Annotated in this window: 22 protein-coding genes, 1 riboswitch and 1 other annotated feature; of the genes, 14 read left to right on the top strand and 8 right to left on the bottom strand. The window is 35.3% G+C overall.

All coding sequences use genetic code 11. The features are described 5' to 3' along the window. Nucleotide 1 precedes the first annotated feature (1 nt). The 8 genes from Y7E_RS0117630 (at nt 2) to Y7E_RS0117595 (ending at nt 6,315) form a co-directional block, all read left to right on the top strand. Nucleotides 2-520 (top strand): ribonuclease FAU-1 family protein, encoded by a 519-nt coding sequence (locus Y7E_RS0117630; RefSeq protein WP_017152589.1) that lies wholly within the window; start codon nt 2-4, stop codon nt 518-520. A gap of 130 nt (nt 521-650) precedes the next feature. Beyond that, a riboswitch (SAM riboswitch) is annotated at nt 651-756 on the top strand. Between the two features lie 94 nt (nt 757-850). Next, entirely contained in the window at nt 851-2,167 is a 1,317-nt protein-coding gene (locus tag Y7E_RS0117625; protein ID WP_017152588.1) for a Na+/H+ antiporter NhaC family protein, read from the top strand. 170 nt (nt 2,168-2,337) lie between these two features. Further along, nucleotides 2,338-2,694 carry a lmo0954 family membrane protein gene (locus Y7E_RS0117620; RefSeq protein WP_017152587.1) on the top strand — a complete coding sequence of 119 codons (357 nt, stop codon included), beginning with the start codon at nt 2,338-2,340 and terminating at the stop codon, nt 2,692-2,694. Between the two features lie 44 nt (nt 2,695-2,738). Then, complete coding sequence (locus Y7E_RS0117615; RefSeq protein ID WP_017152586.1) at nt 2,739-3,401, top strand: PspA/IM30 family protein; 663 nt, start codon at nt 2,739-2,741, stop codon at nt 3,399-3,401. A gap of 107 nt (nt 3,402-3,508) precedes the next feature. Further along, the gene (gene liaF / locus Y7E_RS0117610) at nt 3,509-4,249 is read left to right on the top strand and encodes a cell wall-active antibiotics response protein LiaF (protein ID WP_017152585.1); all 741 of its coding nucleotides are present in this window, start codon (nt 3,509-3,511) and stop codon (nt 4,247-4,249) included. After that, on the top strand, nt 4,249-5,301 hold the full coding sequence (locus tag Y7E_RS0117605) for a sensor histidine kinase (protein ID WP_017152584.1): 1,053 nt from the start codon (nt 4,249-4,251) through the stop codon (nt 5,299-5,301). The genes liaF and Y7E_RS0117605 overlap by 1 nt, the downstream gene beginning before the upstream one ends. A 1-nt stretch (nt 5,302) precedes the next feature. Then, the gene (locus Y7E_RS0117600; protein WP_003196238.1) at nt 5,303-5,935 is read left to right on the top strand and encodes a response regulator; all 633 of its coding nucleotides are present in this window, start codon (nt 5,303-5,305) and stop codon (nt 5,933-5,935) included. A gap of 116 nt (nt 5,936-6,051) precedes the next feature. Then, complete coding sequence (locus Y7E_RS0117595; RefSeq protein ID WP_017152583.1) at nt 6,052-6,315, top strand: DUF3992 domain-containing protein; 264 nt, start codon at nt 6,052-6,054, stop codon at nt 6,313-6,315. A 30-nt stretch (nt 6,316-6,345) separates the two neighbouring features. Here the strand turns inward: Y7E_RS0117595 and brnQ3 are convergent, their stop codons facing one another. Continuing rightward, entirely contained in the window at nt 6,346-7,701 is a 1,356-nt protein-coding gene (gene brnQ3 / locus Y7E_RS0117590) for a branched-chain amino acid transport system II carrier protein BrnQ3 (protein ID WP_017152582.1), read from the bottom strand. 57 nt (nt 7,702-7,758) lie between these two features. Then, nucleotides 7,759-8,017 (bottom strand) — a binding site (T-box leader). 42 nt (nt 8,018-8,059) lie between these two features. Then, complete coding sequence (locus Y7E_RS0117585; protein ID WP_017152581.1) at nt 8,060-9,598, bottom strand: bifunctional metallophosphatase/5'-nucleotidase; 1,539 nt, start codon at nt 9,596-9,598, stop codon at nt 8,060-8,062. Nucleotides 9,599-10,080: 482 nt separating this feature from the next. Here Y7E_RS0117585 and Y7E_RS0117580 point away from each other — a divergent pair, with 482 nt between their 5' ends. Next, complete coding sequence (locus Y7E_RS0117580) at nt 10,081-10,290, top strand: hypothetical protein (RefSeq protein WP_017152580.1); 210 nt, start codon at nt 10,081-10,083, stop codon at nt 10,288-10,290. Between the two features lie 34 nt (nt 10,291-10,324). Here Y7E_RS0117580 and Y7E_RS0117575 read toward each other — a convergent pair whose 3' ends face one another. After that, the gene (locus Y7E_RS0117575) at nt 10,325-11,101 is read right to left on the bottom strand and encodes a class I SAM-dependent methyltransferase (RefSeq protein WP_017152579.1); all 777 of its coding nucleotides are present in this window, start codon (nt 11,099-11,101) and stop codon (nt 10,325-10,327) included. 111 nt (nt 11,102-11,212) lie between these two features. Between Y7E_RS0117575 and Y7E_RS0117570 the strand changes: the two genes are divergently transcribed. After that, nucleotides 11,213-12,064, top strand: coding sequence for a YhfM domain-containing protein (locus Y7E_RS0117570; RefSeq protein WP_017152578.1), 852 nt, complete (start codon nt 11,213-11,215; stop codon nt 12,062-12,064). 53 nt (nt 12,065-12,117) lie between these two features. Here the strand turns inward: Y7E_RS0117570 and Y7E_RS0117565 are convergent, their stop codons facing one another. Beyond that, nucleotides 12,118-12,315 (bottom strand): hypothetical protein, encoded by a 198-nt coding sequence (locus Y7E_RS0117565; protein ID WP_017152577.1) that lies wholly within the window; start codon nt 12,313-12,315, stop codon nt 12,118-12,120. Nucleotides 12,316-12,431: 116 nt separating this feature from the next. On the opposite strand from Y7E_RS0117565, the gene Y7E_RS0117560 reads away from it, so the two are divergent. From Y7E_RS0117560 to hmpA, 3 genes are all read left to right on the top strand, one after another. Then, complete coding sequence (locus Y7E_RS0117560) at nt 12,432-13,529, top strand: site-2 protease family protein (protein WP_017152576.1); 1,098 nt, start codon at nt 12,432-12,434, stop codon at nt 13,527-13,529. 152 nt (nt 13,530-13,681) lie between these two features. Continuing rightward, on the top strand, nt 13,682-14,191 hold the full coding sequence (locus Y7E_RS0117555) for a hypothetical protein (RefSeq protein WP_017152575.1): 510 nt from the start codon (nt 13,682-13,684) through the stop codon (nt 14,189-14,191). 238 nt (nt 14,192-14,429) lie between these two features. Then, nucleotides 14,430-15,638 (top strand): NO-inducible flavohemoprotein, encoded by a 1,209-nt coding sequence (gene hmpA / locus Y7E_RS0117550; protein WP_017152574.1) that lies wholly within the window; start codon nt 14,430-14,432, stop codon nt 15,636-15,638. A 20-nt stretch (nt 15,639-15,658) separates the two neighbouring features. On the opposite strand, the gene Y7E_RS0117545 is transcribed toward hmpA, so the two are convergent. After that, nucleotides 15,659-16,171, bottom strand: coding sequence for a Crp/Fnr family transcriptional regulator (locus Y7E_RS0117545; RefSeq protein ID WP_017152573.1), 513 nt, complete (start codon nt 16,169-16,171; stop codon nt 15,659-15,661). A 196-nt stretch (nt 16,172-16,367) separates the two neighbouring features. Here Y7E_RS0117545 and Y7E_RS0117540 point away from each other — a divergent pair, with 196 nt between their 5' ends. Then, nucleotides 16,368-16,592 (top strand): hypothetical protein, encoded by a 225-nt coding sequence (locus tag Y7E_RS0117540; protein ID WP_003196257.1) that lies wholly within the window; start codon nt 16,368-16,370, stop codon nt 16,590-16,592. 291 nt (nt 16,593-16,883) lie between these two features. Here the strand turns inward: Y7E_RS0117540 and Y7E_RS0117535 are convergent, their stop codons facing one another. The 3 genes from Y7E_RS0117535 to Y7E_RS0117525 all read right to left on the bottom strand — a co-directional run bounded on the left by Y7E_RS0117535 (nt 16,884) and on the right by Y7E_RS0117525 (nt 19,432). Next, nucleotides 16,884-17,684: a sulfite exporter TauE/SafE family protein gene (locus tag Y7E_RS0117535; protein WP_017152572.1), complete on the bottom strand. Its 801-nt coding sequence runs from the start codon at nt 17,682-17,684 to the stop codon at nt 16,884-16,886. 117 nt (nt 17,685-17,801) lie between these two features. Then, nucleotides 17,802-18,800, bottom strand: coding sequence for an inorganic phosphate transporter (locus Y7E_RS0117530; RefSeq protein ID WP_017152571.1), 999 nt, complete (start codon nt 18,798-18,800; stop codon nt 17,802-17,804). Nucleotides 18,801-18,811: 11 nt separating this feature from the next. Beyond that, complete coding sequence (locus tag Y7E_RS0117525) at nt 18,812-19,432, bottom strand: DUF47 domain-containing protein (RefSeq protein ID WP_000231447.1); 621 nt, start codon at nt 19,430-19,432, stop codon at nt 18,812-18,814. Nucleotides 19,433-19,735: the final 303 nt, after the last annotated feature.

Raw genomic sequence — 19,735 nt, 5'->3', positions numbered from 1 at the left:
TATGAAACGTAAGTACGGTAACGGTTCTTCTTGGGAGCGATTAATAGAGAAGACGTATACGGTGAAGAGCATAGAAGAAGGCATGTTAGGCATATTGCATATACTGAAAGTGAAAGAGCCTAGTTATAAAGGGTATAACGATAGAGAACTTTGTATTGTAAACGATGGATATACGTGGGTGCAATATTTTATAAATGATAAAAACTTTGCCATTACAGCTATGTTAGATGAGCAGAAGAATTTGGTACAATATTATATCGATGTGGCGAAAGAATATAAAATAAATGAACATGGTCTGCCGTATTTTGATGATTTATATTTAGATGTAGTAACATTACCGAACGGTGAGATTTATCTATTAGATGAAGAGGAATTAGGAGAAGCGTATAGGACTGAGGATGTTTCTAAGGAAGAATATGATTTAGCTTGGCGTACGGCAGAATGGATTATTACAACAATCAAAAGAAGAGAGTTTTACTGGTTTGCAATTTTAGAAACAGAAATTCAAAAGTTAAAATGATTGATACATTCGCGTTTTTGTATAAATATCAAAAAATACCAAAAAAAATTATACAAATAATAATTGACTTTTGTTTTGTAAGCGAGTAAAGTTAGGAAAGAAATTATTATTAAAAATAAAATATGAAACCTTCTTATAAAGAGAGGCGGAGGGACTGGCCCTACGATGCCTCGGCAGCGGACTCGATTTCAGAGTGCTGTGCCAAATCCAGCAAGCATGTGCTTGAAAGATGAGAAGAGTGTTTCTTATAAATGTATAAGACCTCTTCTTTTCGGAAGAGGTCTTTTGTTATGAGATAGAAAAGGTTTAGAACTAGGGAGAGATGATATTTTGAAACAAACGAAAGGGAATGGCTTAGCATTATTACCGCTTGGAATATTCTTAGCGCTATTTATTGGTTCTGGAATTATTACAGGTGATTTTTATAAATTGCCGATACTTGTAGCAATCTTAATTGCTGTAGGTACTGCATTAGCGATGAATAGACAAGAAAGCTTTACATCAAAAGTAGAACGGTTTGCCAAAGGGGCTGGTAATCCGGACATTATGATTATGGTATTAATTTTTGTACTTGCTGGTGCGTTTTCTGAAACAGCAAAAGGAATGGGTGGAGTTGATTCTACAGTAAACTTAGCGCTGTCTATTTTGCCACAAGGGTTTATCGTTGCAGGAATTTTTGTTATAGGGTCCTTTATTTCATTAGCGATGGGGACTTCGATGGGAACAATTGCAGCGTTAGCGCCAATTGCAGTCGGTATTAGCCAGCAAACAGATATTTCTATTGCACTAGTAATGGCGACAGTTGTTGGTGGAGCGATGTTTGGTGATAATTTATCATTTATTTCTGATACAACAATTGCAGCGGTTCGCTCGCAAGGGACGGAAATGAAGGATAAGTTTAAAACAAACTTTTTAATTGTATTACCAGCTGCGGTTATTACAATTGTACTGTTGGTTATGCTTACACTTGGAAATGATACAGAAATAAAAGCTCATGCATTCGATTGGGTGAAAATTTTACCATATGCGGGTGTGTTAATAACAGCACTACTTGGTTGGAATGTACTGATTGTATTAACGGGTGGAACAGTTTTATCAGGTATTATCGGTCTTATTGATGGTAGCTACACATTGGCAAGCTTCTTTAAAAGTGTAACAACAGGAATTAATGGCATGATGGAGCTAGTGCTCTTATCAATTTTAATCGGCGGAATGGTTGAAATTATTCAATATAATGGTGGTATTCAGTATTTAATGGACGTATTAACACGTAATATTCGTTCGAAAAAAGGTGCTGAATTTGGAATTGCTGGTTTAGTTAGTATGACGAATATGTGTACTGCGAATAATACAATTTCTATTATTTTTACTGGACCACTGGCAAAAAATATTGCGAATCAATATGAAATTGATCCACGAAAATCGGCGAGTGTATTGGATCTTTTCTCATGTTGTGTACAAGGATTAGTTCCATATGGTGCTCAAATGTTAACGGCGGCAGGTTTTGCTGCATTGTCTCCGATTGAATTGCTGCCATATGCGTTTTATCCAATCTTAGTTGGGATATGTGGTATAGTTTCTATTTTAATTGGTTTTCCAAGGTTTTCAAAAGTAGCGAAAAAAAAACAATATCATAAAACAGCATAGAGAAAAAGGATGCCTTATACAAGGCATCCTTTTTCTTTATATTCACCCTAATATAAGGCTGACTTGGAATAGGTCTTAAGTCTGAGGCGAAAACGGTTCTTAAGCTCGTTATGGAAAAACGAAAAAATAGTTAAGATAAGAGTATCAAATCGAAGGGAGGCAAGCACAAGATGAAACAATTTCTAGCGTTTATCGCAGCCGGTATTTTGGCTTTAATTGCTCTTGGTAGTCTTGCTGGTATTGTAGGATTCGCAATTGGAGCAGGAATTGTGTACTGGAGCTATAAATCATTTGTGCGAGCACAATCATTTTTTGGAAAGTTAGCTTGGGGTATTGCTGGTTTAATCGGCTTGTCAATCGCTCTATCTCATTCCCCAGCATTAATCGGTATCGCAGCATTAGTAGTTCTATACTACGGGTACCGTGAGTGGAAAAAAGAAAAAGATGTAGTAGTTGATTCCGCTTCAGAAAGTTCTAAACCATATAGCAACTTTGAAGATGAGTGGAACAAGTTAATGAAAAACTAATATAAAATAATTTAAATCATAAAGTAGAAGAGAGGAAGATTATAATGAAACAATCTTTATTCGGACGTGTACGCGATGCAATTTTAGCAGATTTTCACAATGTTTTAGATGAGAAAGAAAGAAAAAATCCAATCGCTATGTTAAATCAATATTTACGTGATAGCGAGCGTGAAGTAACAAAAATTGAAAAATTAATTCAGCGTCATAAAACATTAAAATCTAACTTTGCTCGTGAACTTGAGCAAGCTCGTTATTTCGTAAATAAGCGATCAAAGCAAGCTGTAATTGCGCAAGAAGCAGGGGAAATACAATTGCATGAACGTGCATTAGAAGAAGTAGCATACTATGAAGGGCAAGTAGCTCGCTTAGAAGAAATGTATGCAGGTGTAGTGGAGCAAATTGATGAGTTAGAACGCCGCCTTTCTGAAATGAAAAATAAGCTAAAAGAAATGAATGCAAAGCGTATGGAATTAATGGCACGCGAAAACATGGCCCATGCGAATCGTCGTATGAATACAGCTCTTCATAAAATGGATGAGAATAATCCATTCTTACGATTCGAAGAAATTGAAGATCACATTCGTGATTTAGAGCTTCGCATGAATGAAGAGCATGAGCGTGATACATTTGATATGAAAATTGCAAAACTTGAACGTGAAATGAAAGAAAAAAATGAAGTATCTTTAGACAAAGAAGTAATAAAATAATTGTAGTATATTATAAAACGAGCTTATAATATAGTGATAGGAGAAAAGGTGTTGGAAAGCAATACCTTTTTCTTCTATTTATATGTAACAAGAAGGGGGGAGCTGAAATGAAGAAACAATTTTCAAAATCACAATTAGTGGGGATGCTCCTCATCATATTTGGATTTGGTCTTTTTCTTGATATGGTTCTCGGACATTTTGAACCGGGTGCCCTTATTTTTGCGTTTATTATGATTATGTTCGGAAGGCACTATCGAAAAAAGAATCGTTATGTGAGAGGGAATGTGTTTTTATTTGTCGGGGGGATTGTTTTTTTATTCTTCCTGTTTTCATCAGCGGCCTTCGTACTCGTTGTATTTGCTTGTTTAGCTTTCATTGGTTATCAGCTTATTCAGGGACAGCAGAAACCAAAAACTGTACAAGTAGAAATTAAGGAAAAAGGATATATAGATGAAGAAAAACAAATCTATCGTACAGAACCATACCTTAAGAATATAATGGCTGGTAACATAAGAATGATGGATCATATTTATGAGTTAGAAGATATTAATGTCCAGTACGGAGTCGGTGATGTTGAAATTGATTTGACGACGGCAATGATTCCAGAAGGAGAAACAGTTATTGTTATTCGAGGTGTCATTGGTAACATTCGCTTGTATGTCCCGTATGATATTGAATTATCTTTAAACCATTCTGTTATTGTTGGTAGAGTACTACTTCCAGGACATGAAGAGACAGGATTTAATCGAAATGTTACATTCAAAACAGAACAGTATAAAGAAGCTCCTCGTCGTATTAAAATCATTTCTTCGCTTGTCGTAGGCGATACGGAAGTGAGGAAAGTATAATGAAAAAACAAGGAAATATTTCATGGATGTATATTCGTTACTCTATGTTATCTTCTGTTAGTATCGCACTTATTTGTACGATTGTATATGTATGGAAAAGCGGGCAAGATGTATATGCTTTATTGTGGAAAGAATCCATTGCTTCTGTTCCAATCGGTTTGTTAATTATGAGTACAAGTCTTCTTATTGGAGGAATTGTAGGGTATGCAATTGGCTATTATATGCAGCAGCGTATCCAAGGCTTAAATACTTTCTTGTTTGAGGTAGAGCGCGGAAATTTTCCAAAGGATGTTTCGTTTACTGCGGAAGATGAATTTCATGAAGTAGAGCGAAAAGTCATCGCGCTGGCTCGAAGGTTAGAGGAACAGGCCGGGTTATTTCAAAAAGTAACGAATGAACGAGCTCATTGGAATGAAGAAATGAGGCAAGAAGCTATTTCTCAAGAAAGGCATCGATTAGCAAGGGAACTGCATGATTCAGTGAGTCAGCAGCTTTTTGCAATGTCCATGATGATGTCAGCGATTAACGAGCAGGTAGATCAAATTCCAGAAACAACAAAAAAGCAATTGCAGCTTGTGGAAAATATGGTTGTCAATGCACAATCAGAAATGCGGGCATTGCTTCTTCATTTGCGTCCTGTGCAATTAGAGGGTAAAAAATTAACAGAAGGTATAGAAGAATTGTTAACAGAGCTTTCAAGAAAACAACATATGAAAATTGAATGGTTGATTGAGCCAATCCAATTAAAAAAAGGTGTGGAAGATCATTTATTCCGTATTGTACAAGAAGCATTGTCTAATACATTGCGACATGCCAAAGCAAAGAAAACTGAAGTTCGTCTTCGTCAAATTGATCAATATGCAATTTTAAAAATCATTGATGATGGTGTTGGGTTTGAAGTAGGTGTCAATAAAGCTGGATCATATGGTCTAAGATCTATTCAAGAGCGTGTCCATGAAATTGGTGGAACATTAAAGGTATTAAGTTTTCCGAGTAAAGGTACACAAATTGAAGTGAAAGTACCAATTATGATAGAGAGAGAGGGGGAGTAGTGTGATTAAAGTATTGCTTGTTGATGATCATGAAATGGTTCGAATGGGTGTATCTGCATATCTATCGACTCAACCAGATATCGAAGTAGTCGGAGAAGCTGAAAATGGAAGAAAAGGTTCAGAATTAGCATTAGCATTAAAGCCAGATATTATTTTAATGGACCTTGTGATGGATGAAATGGATGGTGTTGAGGCAACCCGTGCAATTATTCAAGAATGGCCTGAAGCAAAAATTGTAGTCGTCACAAGTTTTCTAGATGATGAAAAACTATATCCTGTCATTGAAGCAGGTGCAACGAGCTATTTATTAAAAACATCAAGAGCGAGTGATATCGCAGATGCAGTACGAGCGACTTACGATGGGGAAACAGTACTCGAGCCGAAAGTCACTGGAAAAATGATGTCTCGTATGCGCCAAAAGAAAGAGCAGCCACTTCATGAAGATTTAACAGAACGAGAGTTTGAAATTTTATTATTAATTGCAGAGGGAAAAAGTAATCAAGAAATTGCAGATGAATTATTTATTGCACTTAAAACAGTGAAGACGCATGTGAGTAATATTTTAAACAAATTAAATGTAAGTGATCGTACGCAGGCGGTTATTTATGCGTTTCGACACCAATTAACGAAATAAGGTGAGACTTCCACTGGATATGACTTGTTTCATTGGTGGAAGTTTTCTTTATTGACGTATTTATTTGAAAGCGTTATCATTTAATTAGAAACAGTACATACAAAGGGGGAGAATGTATGTTAGTTCAAACAGTATTTGAAATGGGGAAAAGTAAAAACTTAGGAAGTTATGTGAATGCATTGCAATCACTTAAGGAGCAATATGATATTGAAACAGAGCGTATTGCGATAATTGAAGCGACAGAAGAATATTATTTATTTCTAATAAAACAAAAAGATAGCTATGATGTTGTGAAAGTAGAAACAGTTGATACGAATCTTGAGTATTATACGAAAGCATATAAAGTAAGTAGTTTTAATCATACTTCTTATCAAGTGTGAAAAAAACTCCCTGAAATGGGAGTTTTTTTACTAGGATACTTTAGGTTCAGAAGAGGTTTCCATTAGTGGTACTGGTTTTGTACCTTTTAACTTTGCGACTACAAGGCCGATGATTGCACCAGCTAATGCAGGTAAGACCCAGCCGATTCCTTCGTTATAGAATGGAATAAATTCAAAGTAAGAAGTAATGAATGTCACCGGCACATTCCCTTGTTTTAATCCATCAAATATACTTACGACTGCAGCTCCAATTAAAGAGCCGACATAAACAGAACGATAACCACCGAAATATTTATGAAGTAGTGATAGTAGTACAAGTACGATAGCAATGGGATATACAACAAGTAAAATTGGTACAGAGATTGTAATAATTTTTGTTAAGCCTAAGTTTGCTACTAAAAGTCCTAGTGCACAAATTGTGCCAGCTAAACTTTTGTATGAAAATTTTGTAAATAATGTTGAGAAATATTGGCTACATGCTGATACAAGTCCAACGCATGTTGTTAAACAAGCAAGTGTTACAATGAGTGCTAATAAGGAAAGACCATATGGACCGAATAGTTGTTGAACGATAACTGTAAGTAATTGACCACCATTTTTTGCATATCCAAGTGAAACGCTAGTTACGCCTAGCCAGCCAAGTGCCCCATATACGAGTACGAGTCCTGTGGCTGCAATAAGTCCTGCTTTTGTCGTTGCGATTGCAACTGCCTTGCGATCTTCTACACCTTTTGAGCGGATTGCATTCACGACGATAATTCCAAATGCCAGAGCCGAAATTGTATCCATTGTTAAATAACCTTCCATAAATCCTTTGAAAATTGGAGAAGTCTGATACTCTTGCATTGCTGGACCGGATTGTCCAAGTGGTGTAAATACACTTTTTACAAATAATATGAAAATAGAAAGTAATAAAATAGGTGTTAACACATTTCCGATTCGATCTACTAGTTTAGAAGGATTTAAGCTGAGCCAATATACGATAGCGAAGAAAATAACTGTATAAAGAAATAAAGCTAAGCTACTTGTTTGAATTGTTGCTGGTAGGAAAGAACTAACACCCATTTCATAAGCGACGTTAGCAACACGCGGAATTCCCATAGATGGGCCAATGGCAATATAGACAATAACTGTAAAGAAAATTCCGAACATTGGGTGAACATGACTTGCAAGTTGTTGCATTCCATTACCTGAAAGAGAGATGGCAATAACAGTTAATAGTGGTAAGCCAACCCCTGTTAGTAAAAATCCAAATATCGCTGGCCAAAAGTGTTCACCAGCATTTTGTCCAAGCATTGGAGGGAAAATTAAATTACCTGCTCCAAAAAATAAAGAAAATAGCATAAGACCTGTGGAAAAAACATGTTTTTTTGATACGGTGTTCATTGTTTTTCCTCCTTTTATAAAAATTCATTTGTAAGAACACAAAAAACTCGCCCCTTAAAAAGGGACGAGTTATATTTACCCGCGATACCACCCTAGTTCATACACGTAGAAATACATCTATATGTATGCGGCTTTGCAATGTACAACATGATACGTGTTCCTTGTAACGGGGGACAGCCGGTAAGAACTTACTACATCGTTCGGTTCTACTTCTCGGAGATGATTTTCGGTTACGCACTGAACATTGACTTTCAGCAAGATGCCAACTCTCTGGGGAACAGCCCTATAACGTACTCGTTCTCGTTAATGAATTTTGTTTAAGTATTCTGACAGTATTTTCACATGTTTTTTTATGAAGTCAATAGTTTTTTTGAATAAAGTTTTGGGGAAGTGTATTTATATGAGAAGTGGAACGAATAAAGTCTGCAAAAGCTTCTTGATCTGTCGGGCCTTTTATACGATTTCTTCCTGTTTTGAAAGTTATAAATTTATCTCCCCCATTTGCTAAAAAAGAGTTGACCACAACAGAGTATGTTTGATCGTCTTGTAAAGGTCTCCCGTTCTCTAATGAAATTGTTTGGATAACGTTATTTTTCCAACTATAGCGAATGCCTGAAACTTGTAGTATGCGAGTTTCTCCTTGCCATTGCTCTTGCAAGACGTTTCGAATTTCTTTTCCGGATAACTCCATTTTTATTAATGGATTGCCGAATGGTTGTATGAGGAAAGTATCTTCCCACGTAATTTTTCCTTTTTGTAAATTATGTCGGATGCTTCCAGGATTTACAAAAGAAATATCCGCTTGCATAGTTTGACGCTGAGCTATCGCAAGAAAGGTTCCCAATTTTGATTCGCCGTGTTCATTTTGATTCCGTGTTAACTCATATTCGGTTACTCCCAGTTGTTCATCTACTTTAGATTGGATTTTTGAGGCGTAAGAATCTATCCAGTTTTTTGTGTGTAAATCAGGAGAAATTGCATTTTGATAAACAGGGACAATTGTTGCATATTTCTTCGTAATATCTTTCGTTTGATGATTTAATGTAACAGTTACGTTTGAAAAGGCTTTTCCATATGAATACGCTTGAACAAGTAGTTTTCCGTTTACATTGCCGTTTATATAAGAGTGGCTATGCCCACCAAATATAATATCAACGTCAGTATCTAACTGATTTGCCAAAGCAGCTAAAGCGCCGTTAGTGTTACCTCCTGTTGTATTACCGCCAAGATGGGCAAGAATAACAAATGCATGAATACCTTTCTTTTGTAGTTGATGTACATAGGAATTAATGGAAGAAGCTTCATCCAAAAAGAGAACAGAGGACATATCGGTATGCATCGTTAAAAAGGGGGTATCTTTTGTAACGACACCAATGAAGGCAATTGGAATACCATCAATCCATTTAATTGTATAGGGAGGGAAGAGAGTCTGTTTCGTGCTACTATCTAAAACATTGGCACATACATAAGGAAATGAACTGCCTGAAAACGAATTTGCTTCTGTAGAGGAGTGACCACTAATCAATTGTTGCAGAGCATCAGGGCCTCTATCAAACTCGTGATTTCCTATTGTACCGACATCAAATTGAAGATTATTTAAAAATTCCATTGTTGGTTCATCATGAAACAGTGCTGAAATCGGAGGACTCCCGCCAATCATATCTCCTGTATGAACAAGTAGGGTGTTATGGTTTTTATCTCGGTAGGATTCAATATAAGCGGCTACGTAATCAGCGCGTCCTACGGCCTTACCGTGCAATGTTGAAGTGGTATTTAATTGGCCGTGAAAATCATTGAGGCCGAGAATTTGCACGGATACATCGGTAGGTGGAGAAGGAGAGAATAGAGCGGAAAAAATCAGTTTGATAAGAAAAGAGAGTAATAAGAAATAGTTCATATTGACACTCCTCTATTAAACTTATTTTAAGGTGTGGATTTCACTGGTTGATCGTGTATTTCTTTTGCACGGATGGATAGTAATCATTTAACTATATACATATAAATTAAAAAACGACATGAAATCATTCTTTTTAGATGGGAGAGAGGATCCGACTATGCATAGAAGCGGTCAGATCCTTTTCCTGCCCGATGCGAAGTGAAAACAAAGGGAGAAAATGAGTATGGGTTCCTTTTGGTCTTTCATAGCAGCAATTTATATGTTGGGAAATGGAGAAAACCTACATTGATGGAAGTTTCACTTTATTGTATGAGGAGTGGGAGGGAATCTTTTGTAAAAAGTACGTAAAAGTATAGAAGAAATGTAAATTTTTTTGAGAAATATGACAATTAAAAACAGGAAGGCAGGAATCTTTTTTATCAATAGAGAATAATACTACAATCCACTTGATGGAAAGAACAAACCAAAAAGAGGTGACGGAAATGCTTGCGATGGGTGTATTGTTTGGAATTATAGTAATTTGTGGTTTCATATGGTTATATTATTCGCGTTCGTTTAAACAAGCAGAAGTGTTACTCTTACAAAAAGGTAGTTTGTTGACAAGTCAATCTAGATATTTAGTATGTCCAAGGTGTGGAAGTGCACAGGCCAGAAGTGGAGGATATCAAGAGTGTTGCAAAATTAGGTTATGAAAGAAGAAGCCTCACATAATTATGTGAGGCTTTCTTAAGATTTTGTGGCACTCCAAATGGTCCAGCAATCTTGTTCGATAATCGGAGCTATGTTGTGTAGCTCAGTATGAATATGATGTAGAAGCTGAGAAAGTTCATTGTCCGTTAATTCGTATAAAATAGATCGGCCTGTTCGTGGTGATAAATCTTGTAGTAGTGTTTCAATGGAATCATGGATTTTTCGTACTTCCCACATTGTTTGAAGTGGAAGTGGGTGCATGCCGTGTTGTGCTATTAATTGTAGTATGTGCGTTGCTTTCGGTCTTCGCTTTTCCTCTATTTGAAGGAGCTTAGGATGGACGGAGAAGAAATATCCACGAATATGTTCTGGGCTTCCGGGAGTTGTACAATCTTCGATGGTGCGATCTTGAAGAATAAGCATTCCATTTTTCTTTAAGATACGTGAGGCCTCTTGTAAAAATTTCGGGATGTCTTGTAAATGATGGATAACAGCACGAGAAATCACAATATCAAAAGCTTCATTAGCAAACGGCATATGGTGGGCATCACCGTGAATGAATGAGATGTTTTGGAAGGAAGCGCAATTTTCTGCCGCTGCTTGCAACATCTTTTTTGAGAAATCGAAGCCAACGACGTTGCTAGCTCCCATAAGAGCCAGTTCTTTCGTATAAATACCACCACCGCAGCCAATATCGATTATGTTTTTACCACTCACATCAATTATATTTTGGATCATTTCACACCAAGAAAAATCTGCTTTTCGCGCAGCGTAGGTGTATTTATTAGTAGCATCATGAAAATTAATGGACATATGAAAATCTCCCTTCGTGTTTAGTATATCTCATTTCATCATACATAACGTTTTTGTTTCATTTTCAAGGACAATAAGCTTTTCTTATTGTTCTAGATAGGAGGATTTGGAGTGAGCAGAAAGTATTTGCTAATTATATTCCTTTTTTTATTAGCATCTTGTAGTCAAGTTGAACAAAAAAAGGAGAAAAAACAAGTAGAAGAGACGGTGAATACTATGCAGGAAAGTATGCAAGTAATAATTATGCAGAAAGGAAAGCTCGAAAAGGTTTTAAAACAAGAGGAAGCAAAAAAAGTAGTCGATATTATTGATAGGGCTGAGAAACAAAAAATAACAGGGAGTTTTGGAGAGCCAGAGTACGAAATTCAAATTGAGAACAATGGAAAGAAGAAAATATATCGTGCATGGTTAAGAGGAGAAGATCGCCAAGGTTGGCTACAAGATGAAAAGGACACGTATATGCTTACAAAATCTGATACAGAACAACTTTTATCTATACTTCCGATTGTCCCTGAATCAATAAGCGATGATGCGAAAGAGAATGTATTAACAGAAGTGACAAAAAAGGATTTGCAAATTACTGCTTTTCACATTAAAGCAAATGAAAAGCACATAAATTATACAGTATTTTATACAATTTCGGATTCTTTATATAAAACATTGGAAAAAGAAAAAGAGTACTATTTTCAATTGACTTTTCCTGCTAAAGTACAACAAATAATTGGAAAGAAAACAAGTGAAGTGATGAAAGGTGAGAAAGTGAGAGAGGGATATAAAAAATATGAAGTGAGTATTGTTGTACCAATAGAGCATGTATCAGCTTCTCAAATAAAAGCATTAGAAACTTATTACGATGATTATGATTTACAAGTATTAAATCATAAAGAAGAAAAAGTAGGCGTGTTTCAAAATATTATTCAAATTGTAAAAGATTATGGTGAAAAAATGAATTTGCAAAGATAGCTAAACTCTTTCCTAGGAAATGATAATAGAGTGAACCTAAAAGGTCCACTCTATTATTTTGTTCTTGTAGACGGCTCATTTAGTGATTTTCGTGTAATAAGATAGGAAATCATAAGAGCAGAAAGAATAATAAGAATAATAAATAGATGCTTTGGTAACAAATCTAATAGCAAGACATAGCCAACGGTATAAAAGATTAATGCCGAAGCTAAAAAGGAAAGGGTGCTAATTATGAAAGATTGTAATGTCATTTTTTCTCTACCTCCTTTCGTTATTAGTTTTGGCTAAAATTGGATAAAATAAACGTGGTTTCCAATGAAAGAAAAATATGGCATAAAAGAGCAAAAGAAAATGGAAGGAGAGAGAGATGAAAAATAATACAAAAGGGTTATGGGGAATTGTAGCGGCAGTGGGAATATTTCTGCTTTCTAAGTTGAAATGGGTATTTGCGATTTTTAAATTCGCAAAGTTCTCAACAGTATTGAGTATGCTATTATCACTTGGGGCATATGCTGCTATATATGGATGGAAATTTGGTGTAGCGCTGATTTATCTGCTTTTTGTTCATGAAATGGGACATTTGTGGGCAGCGAAACGAAAAGGTATACCTACGTCTCCAGCAATCTTTATTCCATTTATGGGTGCCCTTATTGGAATGAAAGAGATGCCAAAAAGCGCAAAGGATGAAGCTTACCTTGCTTATATGGGTCCTTTTTTTGGACTGTTATCATTTTTACCAGCAATTCCGCTCTATATGATAACAAAGGAACCCTTTTGGGCTCTTGTTATTTTACTTGGAAGTATGTTGAACTTTTTTAACTTGATTCCAGTTTCTCCGCTAGACGGGGGACGAATTATTTCTGTTGTAAGTACAAAAATTTGGATATTGGGTCTAGCTGTATTACTTGGATATTCTATTTTCTTTAAGAGTATTATGGGGGGATTCATCTTTATAATCGGTTGTATGGAGCTGTATAGGGTAATGAAGCGAAATAAACCAATTGAAGAATTAGGATATAAAATAGATGTGATGAAGGTTTACCTTGTGAAATTTCAAGAAGAGCTCCAAGAAACAGAAGCTGTTCACCGAACAATCTATATGATCCATCATGAAATGAATTTACTAAAGAAAAGAGAAAAAGAGAATAAATTAGAAATAGGAGAGCGAAAAAAGATTGAAGTATTAGAGTACTTACTACCAAAATTTGAGCCGCTTGACTATGTACCATATGAAGATGAAAAAGAAGAGCATTCTATTCGTATAAAAGAAGCACTAGAGGTATCAGAAAGAAAAATGAACGAATGGAAAAAAGAAAAGAAACAGCAAGAAGACTACTATAAAGTGGATGCAAAAACAAGATGGATAGTGTTTGCTTGTTATATTGGCTTACTTGCGATACTTAGTTATGCTGCTTATGAAGGGTATGCTGTTTTGCAAGATCACCTGCCGCAGCGAAATGTGTAGAAAAAAGTGTCGAAATGATAGGAAGTATTTATACAGGAATTCTGTTTCTGCAAGAGAATGTTACAAATATAACAGTATATATAAGTACCAATTGAAAAAAGGAGTTATATAGAAATAGATGTAACATTCATGGTAGAAAAGGAGTTTGGTATATGAAGAGAGTGTGGGCGATACTTGGAATTGTTATTGTGATGGGCATTACAAGCTATAGTTTAATGAGAGTAGTGTTACATTATGCGAGTAAACCTGTTGGAGTATCTGCACTGCCGCAAGTAGAAAATGTGGAAGAAAAGAAAAAAGTATTACAATTCATCCACACGACACACGAAGATTATAACAATCTCTTAAATTATGGAAAAGCTGAGAGATATACGGAAGGGGATTGGAATCATTTAGTGCAGTGGTTTCAAGAACAAGAACCGTCTTTAAAAGATATACATAGGGAGATAAAAAATGAGAAGATAAAACAAGATGTAAAACGAAGTTATGAAATATTGAAAAAAGGCATAGAGGTTCGGAAGATTGAATATGTAGTTTATGCTCATCGTGTTTATCACGACTTGGATATTTTAGTAAATAAATATACGGGTGAAACAAATATATGGGGATATACAGAGTTTGGAAATGGAAAAGATGTAAAAGTGATTGAACAAATTTTATAAATCTAGTAATAAGCTAGCTAAAATATTGGCTAGTTTATTTTTTTTTTTTTGGGAAAGATAGGAAAATAAATAAAGTGAACATTTAATCAGTGTTTTACTAGTACGTAATGAAGGTTAAATCTAAATCGTTCATACATTTTTCACAAAAACACCATGTTTATAGTGATTAAAATCACAACCTTCCATCTTGGCTTCATTTACAATAACAATAGACAAGGAAATAGAGGAGTGGAATTCAATGTTAAGTGAAAAAACAATTGAAATTGTAAAATCAACAGTACCATTATTACAAGAAAAAGGTGTTGAAATTACGACGCGCTTTTATCAAATTATGTTCTCGGAACATCCTGAGTTATTAAATATTTTTAACCATGCAAATCAGAAAAAAGGAAGACAGCAACAGGCACTGGCAAATGCTGTTTATGCCGCAGCGATGTATATTGATAATTTAGAAGCTATTATCCCTGTTGTAAAACAAATTGCTCATAAACATAGAAGTTTAGGGATTAAAGCAGAACATTATCCAATTGTAGGTACATGTTTACTACAAGCAATTAAAGAGGTTGCAGGAGCTCCAGAAGAAGTGTTAAATGCTTGGGGAGAAGCGTACGGTGTGATTGCTGATGCATTTATTAGTGTTGAAGCAGAAATGTATGACGAAGCAGCGAAAAAAGAGGGTGGCTGGAGAGATTTCCGTAACTTTGTCGTTTCGAAAAAAGAGCAAGAAAGCGACGTAATTACATCGTTTTATTTAAAACCAGAAGATGGAGAAGAGTTATCTTCATTCTTACCAGGTCAGTATGTAACGGTTCAAATAAAAATAAATAGTGAAACATATACACATAATCGTCAGTACAGCTTATCAGATGCTCCTGGAAAAGGCTACTATCGCATTAGTGTGAAACGAGAAACAGGTGCTGAGACACCGGATGGAAAGGTATCTAATTATTTACATGATCATATTCAGGAGGGAGATATCCTGCCACTAAGTGCACCAGCGGGAGACTTTGTATTAAATATGGATTCAAATCTACCGGTTGTGCTAATCAGTGGTGGCGTTGGTATTACGCCGATGATGAGTATGTTAAATACATTAATTGAGCAAGCTTCAAATCGTAAGGTATACTTTGTTCATGCAGCATTAAATAGCAAAGTGCATGCGATGAAAGAGCACATGCATCAAGTAGAGAGCGACTATGAGCAAGTAGAAGCATACACTTGTTACTCTTCACCGACAGAACAAGATCTACAAGCACAAAACTTTGATAAAGAAGGTTTCATTGATTTAGATTGGTTACAATCGATTATTCCTACAAATGAAGCGGAATTTTATTTCTGCGGCCCAGTACCATTTATGAAGCATATTAATAAGGCTTTAGTAGAATGGGGCGTTTCACCTGAACGCATTCATTATGAATTTTTTGGACCAGCAGCAAGCTTAGCATAAGGCAAATAAAAAACGAGGTGTTAGTTCACCTCGTTTTTTATTTGTTCTCGTAACAAGCGATTTACTGTTTCGCGACGTACACCGATAAGTTGTCCAATTTCGGTTTGTGTTAATATTTCGTAGATGGGAATGCCCCCTAAATATAGTGCAAACCACTCTTGTAAACGATGTAGACGTTCTTTTGGAGAAACAGTTGTTAATTGATCGATTCGCTGCTGCATCATTCGTAATTTCGTTTGTAGTTGCATGGCGATATCAGCATATAATTCTGGATTCTCTTGTAGTTTTTCGTACCATGTATTACATACAATGGGCTCGACCTCTGTTTTAATTAAAGCGATGGCTGTACCATGATATTCTTTCGGTGAAATTAAAGAATGGTGAGGGATTGTCTCACCGGGTACGATAATGTTAAATAAAAATGGTGTTCCGTCTTCTTGTAACCGAACGACTTTCAATAGACCAGTTTTAATAAAATATAAAGGTCCTTCCTCACCTTGACGGAATAATATGTCTCCTTTATGTAAAATCAATGTTAGCACCTCATTTAAGCATTCCTATTGGTTCATTTTAACAGATTTATAGTGTTTCCGTATTAAAAATATACATATAGAAGAAGATAAGCTCGCAAAACAGCAATTTTATTGACGAAATGTATGCTATTACAGTAGTATACTACTTAGTGTGTAATAGTACTAGCAATGAATACGCTGTAGGGGGTTTAGTATATTGTTAGATGCGAAAATGACTGATATGAAAATTCCAGCTAATGCGGTAATACATGTGGAAGAGATGAAAGGTGGAGTCGTTCTATCAGTTGAAATAGATGGTCAAATTATCTATACAATGGCTTATGACGAAGAAACGGATAGTTATGCTGAATTGTATGATAGAAATGATAAACGAGCACGTCAAGTACATGAAGATTTTATGGGATGGTCACTCCTTCACTAAAAAGATGTCAATATGACATCTTTTTTTGTTAAATCGATAGATTATACGAATTCATGTAATAAATGGATGAGAGTTGTAATAATTGCTTTTGCATTGTTAGCACTTTGTAACGGCAAAGTCTCTATTTTTTCGCTATGATAGGAATAACAGCCACAGCTATAGGAGTGATCAACTTGAACAGATTAAATATTTCAAATTTAATGTTGTTATGTGTGTGTGCAGTATTATGTGTCGTGTTAGGGACATTTTTATATTCTTGCGTATAAAAAAACGCATTCTAAAAAGAACGCGTTATAGAAATGAAGTAATAATTAATCTAGTTCCAAGAATAATCAATGTAATACGTAATAAATTAATAATCGCATTACCGCTTAATTTTGTATTAATGTAAGCTCCGATTTTTCCACCAATCCAAGCACCTGGAATAAGAATCAATGCATAGATCCAGCTAACATTTCCAAGAGAAATATGAGTCAAAGAACTTACAATTGCTGATAAAAAGACAATAAACATTGAAGTTGCAACAGCAATTTGTGCAGGAAATACAAAAAGAAGCATCATTGCTGGAACGAGCAGTGCACCGCCACCAATTCCAAATAATCCAGATATGAAACCAACTGCAAATGCGATAATAATGGAGAGAAACGGTGGGAATTGATAATGAACAGTTTTACCTTCAGCATCTGTGAAAGTTCGTTTAATAACAGTTGCATTTGAGAGGGAAAGAGGTTTCAATTTATCACGTAACAAGAGAAGAATAGATACAAAAATAAGGAAAATTCCAAAGTATAAAGAGAAAGAATCCTGATTCAAAAATTTGTTTGCCCACGATCCAATAATACCTCCAGGACCGCTCCCTACAAATAAAATAAGTCCACTTTTATAATCTACTCGCTTATGTTTCATATAAGTAAGAGTAGAGGAGAGACCAGTGAAAACTACGGTCACCATTGATGTTCCAACTGCGAGCTGTGGTGATAAACTATGCAGTCCAATCAGTAAAGGTACAATGATAATTCCCCCACCAAGTCCTACTAGGCTTCCGACTGTTCCTGCGATTAATCCAATGAAAAGTAACATGATGTATTCCAAAATTGCCAACTCCCCTGTATAACTAATACAACATTTATTATACACACTTTTTGAAAGGAAATAAGATTGTTCACAAAAAAGTCGTCTTCCTAGAAAAATAAGGAAGACGACTTTTGATTAGAAAATTAAATGTAATAGGTAATAGAATAAAGCAGCTAAAGAAGCTGAAATTGGAAGTGTAATTACCCATGTAATTAACATACGTTTTGCAGTTCCCCATTTTACACCTTTTACACGATGTGATGCACCTACCCCTAAAATAGAAGAAGAGATAACGTGCGTTGTACTAACTGGTAAATGAATAAATGTTGCGCCAAAAATAACAAGTGATGATGATAAATCGGCAGCTACCCCGTTTACAGGACGAATTTTCATAATTTGTCCACCGACAGTTTTAATAATTTTCCATCCACCGACAGAAGTACCAAGCCCCATTGCGATCGCACAAGATAATTGTACCCAGAACGGGATATCGCTAGAAGTATGATAGTTATTTGCCATAAGAGCCATCGTAATGATTCCCATTGCTTTTTGTGCATCATTCGTACCATGTGTATAAGCTTGTAATGCTGCGGTAAACACTTGGAATAAACGGAAATTTTGATTTGTTTTCGTTAAGTTAAAGTTTTTAAAGACAACTTTAAAAATACTATACACGATAAAACCAATAACAAATGCAACGATTGGTGAAATGATTAAAGCTTCAAGAATTTTTATGAACCCTTTAAAATTTAACGAGCTAAAACCAGCAGCAGCAATTGCTGCACCTGCGATTGAGCCAATGATTGCATGCGAAGAACTACTTGGAATACCATAATACCAAGTGATCAAATTCCAAGCTATTGCCGCAAGCAAAGCAGCTAAAATTACAAGGGAGCCATTTGGTAAGGCAAATGGGTCAACGATATCTTTTGTAATCGTTTTTGCTACACCTGTAAATGTCATTGCACCTAAAAAGTTCATAATAGCTGCCATAATAATTGCATGTCTAGGCTTTAGAGCTTTCGTCGAAACAGCTGTTGCAATAGCGTTTGCTGTATCGTGAAATCCATTGATAAAGTCAAAAGCTAAAGCGCAAATGACTACTAAAACAGTCAGTATCAAGAGTGTATCCATGATCAAACTCCTTACGCGTTCTTCATAATAATTGTTTCTAATACGTTTGCAACGCTTTGACAGCTATCAGCTACTTCTTCAAGCTCTTCGTAAATCTCTTTAAATTGAATAATTTTAATCGGATCTTTTTCACGAGAGAATAAGTGCTTAATCGCATGACGACGAATATCATCACATTGTGACTCGTAATCCTTAATCTTAATCGCATTTGTACGAATGTCGACTAATTTTTTGTTAGACATTAGTTCAACAGAGTTTGCAATTTCAATCGCACATTGATTAATTGCTTCTACGAATTTAATCATGTATTCATCAGCTTCTGTAATAGAATACATTTCGAATAGACCAGCACTGTGATCTAATCCGTCTAATACATCATCCATACTCATTGCAAGCTGTAGGATGTCTTCACGTTCAATAGGAGTAATAAACGCTTTGTTTAGCTCCATAATGATTTCGTGAATAAACGAGTCACCTTTTGACTCATATTCTTTCATGCGCATAGAAAATTCTTTTAAATCGCTAGCATTTTTAATTTTATACTCCACGAAAAACTGCGCGCCTTCTTTTAAATTTTCAGAAACATTCATTAACATTTCAGAAAATTTATCTTTTTTAGATTTAAAGACCATTATTGTTACCCCCACGATAAAGTAATATATGTAAAATATATTGGCTAGTCAATTCTAACAAAAAACTGTCGTTTTTTAAAACATTTTATCGAAAAGTTTACAAAAACTTAACATAATACATATTGATGCATTAATAATATTACTAAAGACTAATGAATATCTTACTTGTAGAATGTCCTCTTCTTGTAAAAAGTATGAATGTGAAAGAAATACTTTACACTTGACGAACTATTGCGTTATTATAATAAATTTAAAAGGAGAGAGTTTCTTCCTTTTTCTAACGGAAGTGTAAATAAATGAAGG

Origin of the sequence: Bacillus bingmayongensis (assembly GCF_000299035.1) — a bacterium.
Taxonomy (GTDB): Bacteria; Bacillota; Bacilli; order Bacillales; family Bacillaceae_G; genus Bacillus_A; species Bacillus_A bingmayongensis.
This window is presented reverse-complemented; position numbering and strand designations above follow the sequence as displayed.

Coding starts and splice junctions, on each gene's coding strand:
- Y7E_RS0117630 (WP_017152589.1), top strand. CDS start 2: ATGAAACGTAAGTACGGTAACGGTTCTTCTTGGGAGCGATTAATAGAG.
- Y7E_RS0117620 (WP_017152587.1), top strand. CDS start 2,338: ATGAAACAATTTCTAGCGTTTATCGCAGCCGGTATTTTGGCTTTAATT.
- Y7E_RS0117615 (WP_017152586.1), top strand. CDS start 2,739: ATGAAACAATCTTTATTCGGACGTGTACGCGATGCAATTTTAGCAGAT.
- liaF (WP_017152585.1), top strand. CDS start 3,509: ATGAAGAAACAATTTTCAAAATCACAATTAGTGGGGATGCTCCTCATC.
- Y7E_RS0117605 (WP_017152584.1), top strand. CDS start 4,249: ATGAAAAAACAAGGAAATATTTCATGGATGTATATTCGTTACTCTATG.
- Y7E_RS0117595 (WP_017152583.1), top strand. CDS start 6,052: ATGTTAGTTCAAACAGTATTTGAAATGGGGAAAAGTAAAAACTTAGGA.
- brnQ3 (WP_017152582.1), bottom strand. CDS start 7,701: ATGAACACCGTATCAAAAAAACATGTTTTTTCCACAGGTCTTATGCTA.
- Y7E_RS0117585 (WP_017152581.1), bottom strand. CDS start 9,598: ATGAACTATTTCTTATTACTCTCTTTTCTTATCAAACTGATTTTTTCC.
- Y7E_RS0117580 (WP_017152580.1), top strand. CDS start 10,081: ATGCTTGCGATGGGTGTATTGTTTGGAATTATAGTAATTTGTGGTTTC.
- Y7E_RS0117575 (WP_017152579.1), bottom strand. CDS start 11,101: ATGTCCATTAATTTTCATGATGCTACTAATAAATACACCTACGCTGCG.
- Y7E_RS0117565 (WP_017152577.1), bottom strand. CDS start 12,315: ATGACATTACAATCTTTCATAATTAGCACCCTTTCCTTTTTAGCTTCG.
- Y7E_RS0117560 (WP_017152576.1), top strand. CDS start 12,432: ATGAAAAATAATACAAAAGGGTTATGGGGAATTGTAGCGGCAGTGGGA.
- Y7E_RS0117555 (WP_017152575.1), top strand. CDS start 13,682: ATGAAGAGAGTGTGGGCGATACTTGGAATTGTTATTGTGATGGGCATT.
- hmpA (WP_017152574.1), top strand. CDS start 14,430: ATGTTAAGTGAAAAAACAATTGAAATTGTAAAATCAACAGTACCATTA.
- Y7E_RS0117530 (WP_017152571.1), bottom strand. CDS start 18,800: ATGGATACACTCTTGATACTGACTGTTTTAGTAGTCATTTGCGCTTTA.
- Y7E_RS0117525 (WP_000231447.1), bottom strand. CDS start 19,432: ATGGTCTTTAAATCTAAAAAAGATAAATTTTCTGAAATGTTAATGAAT.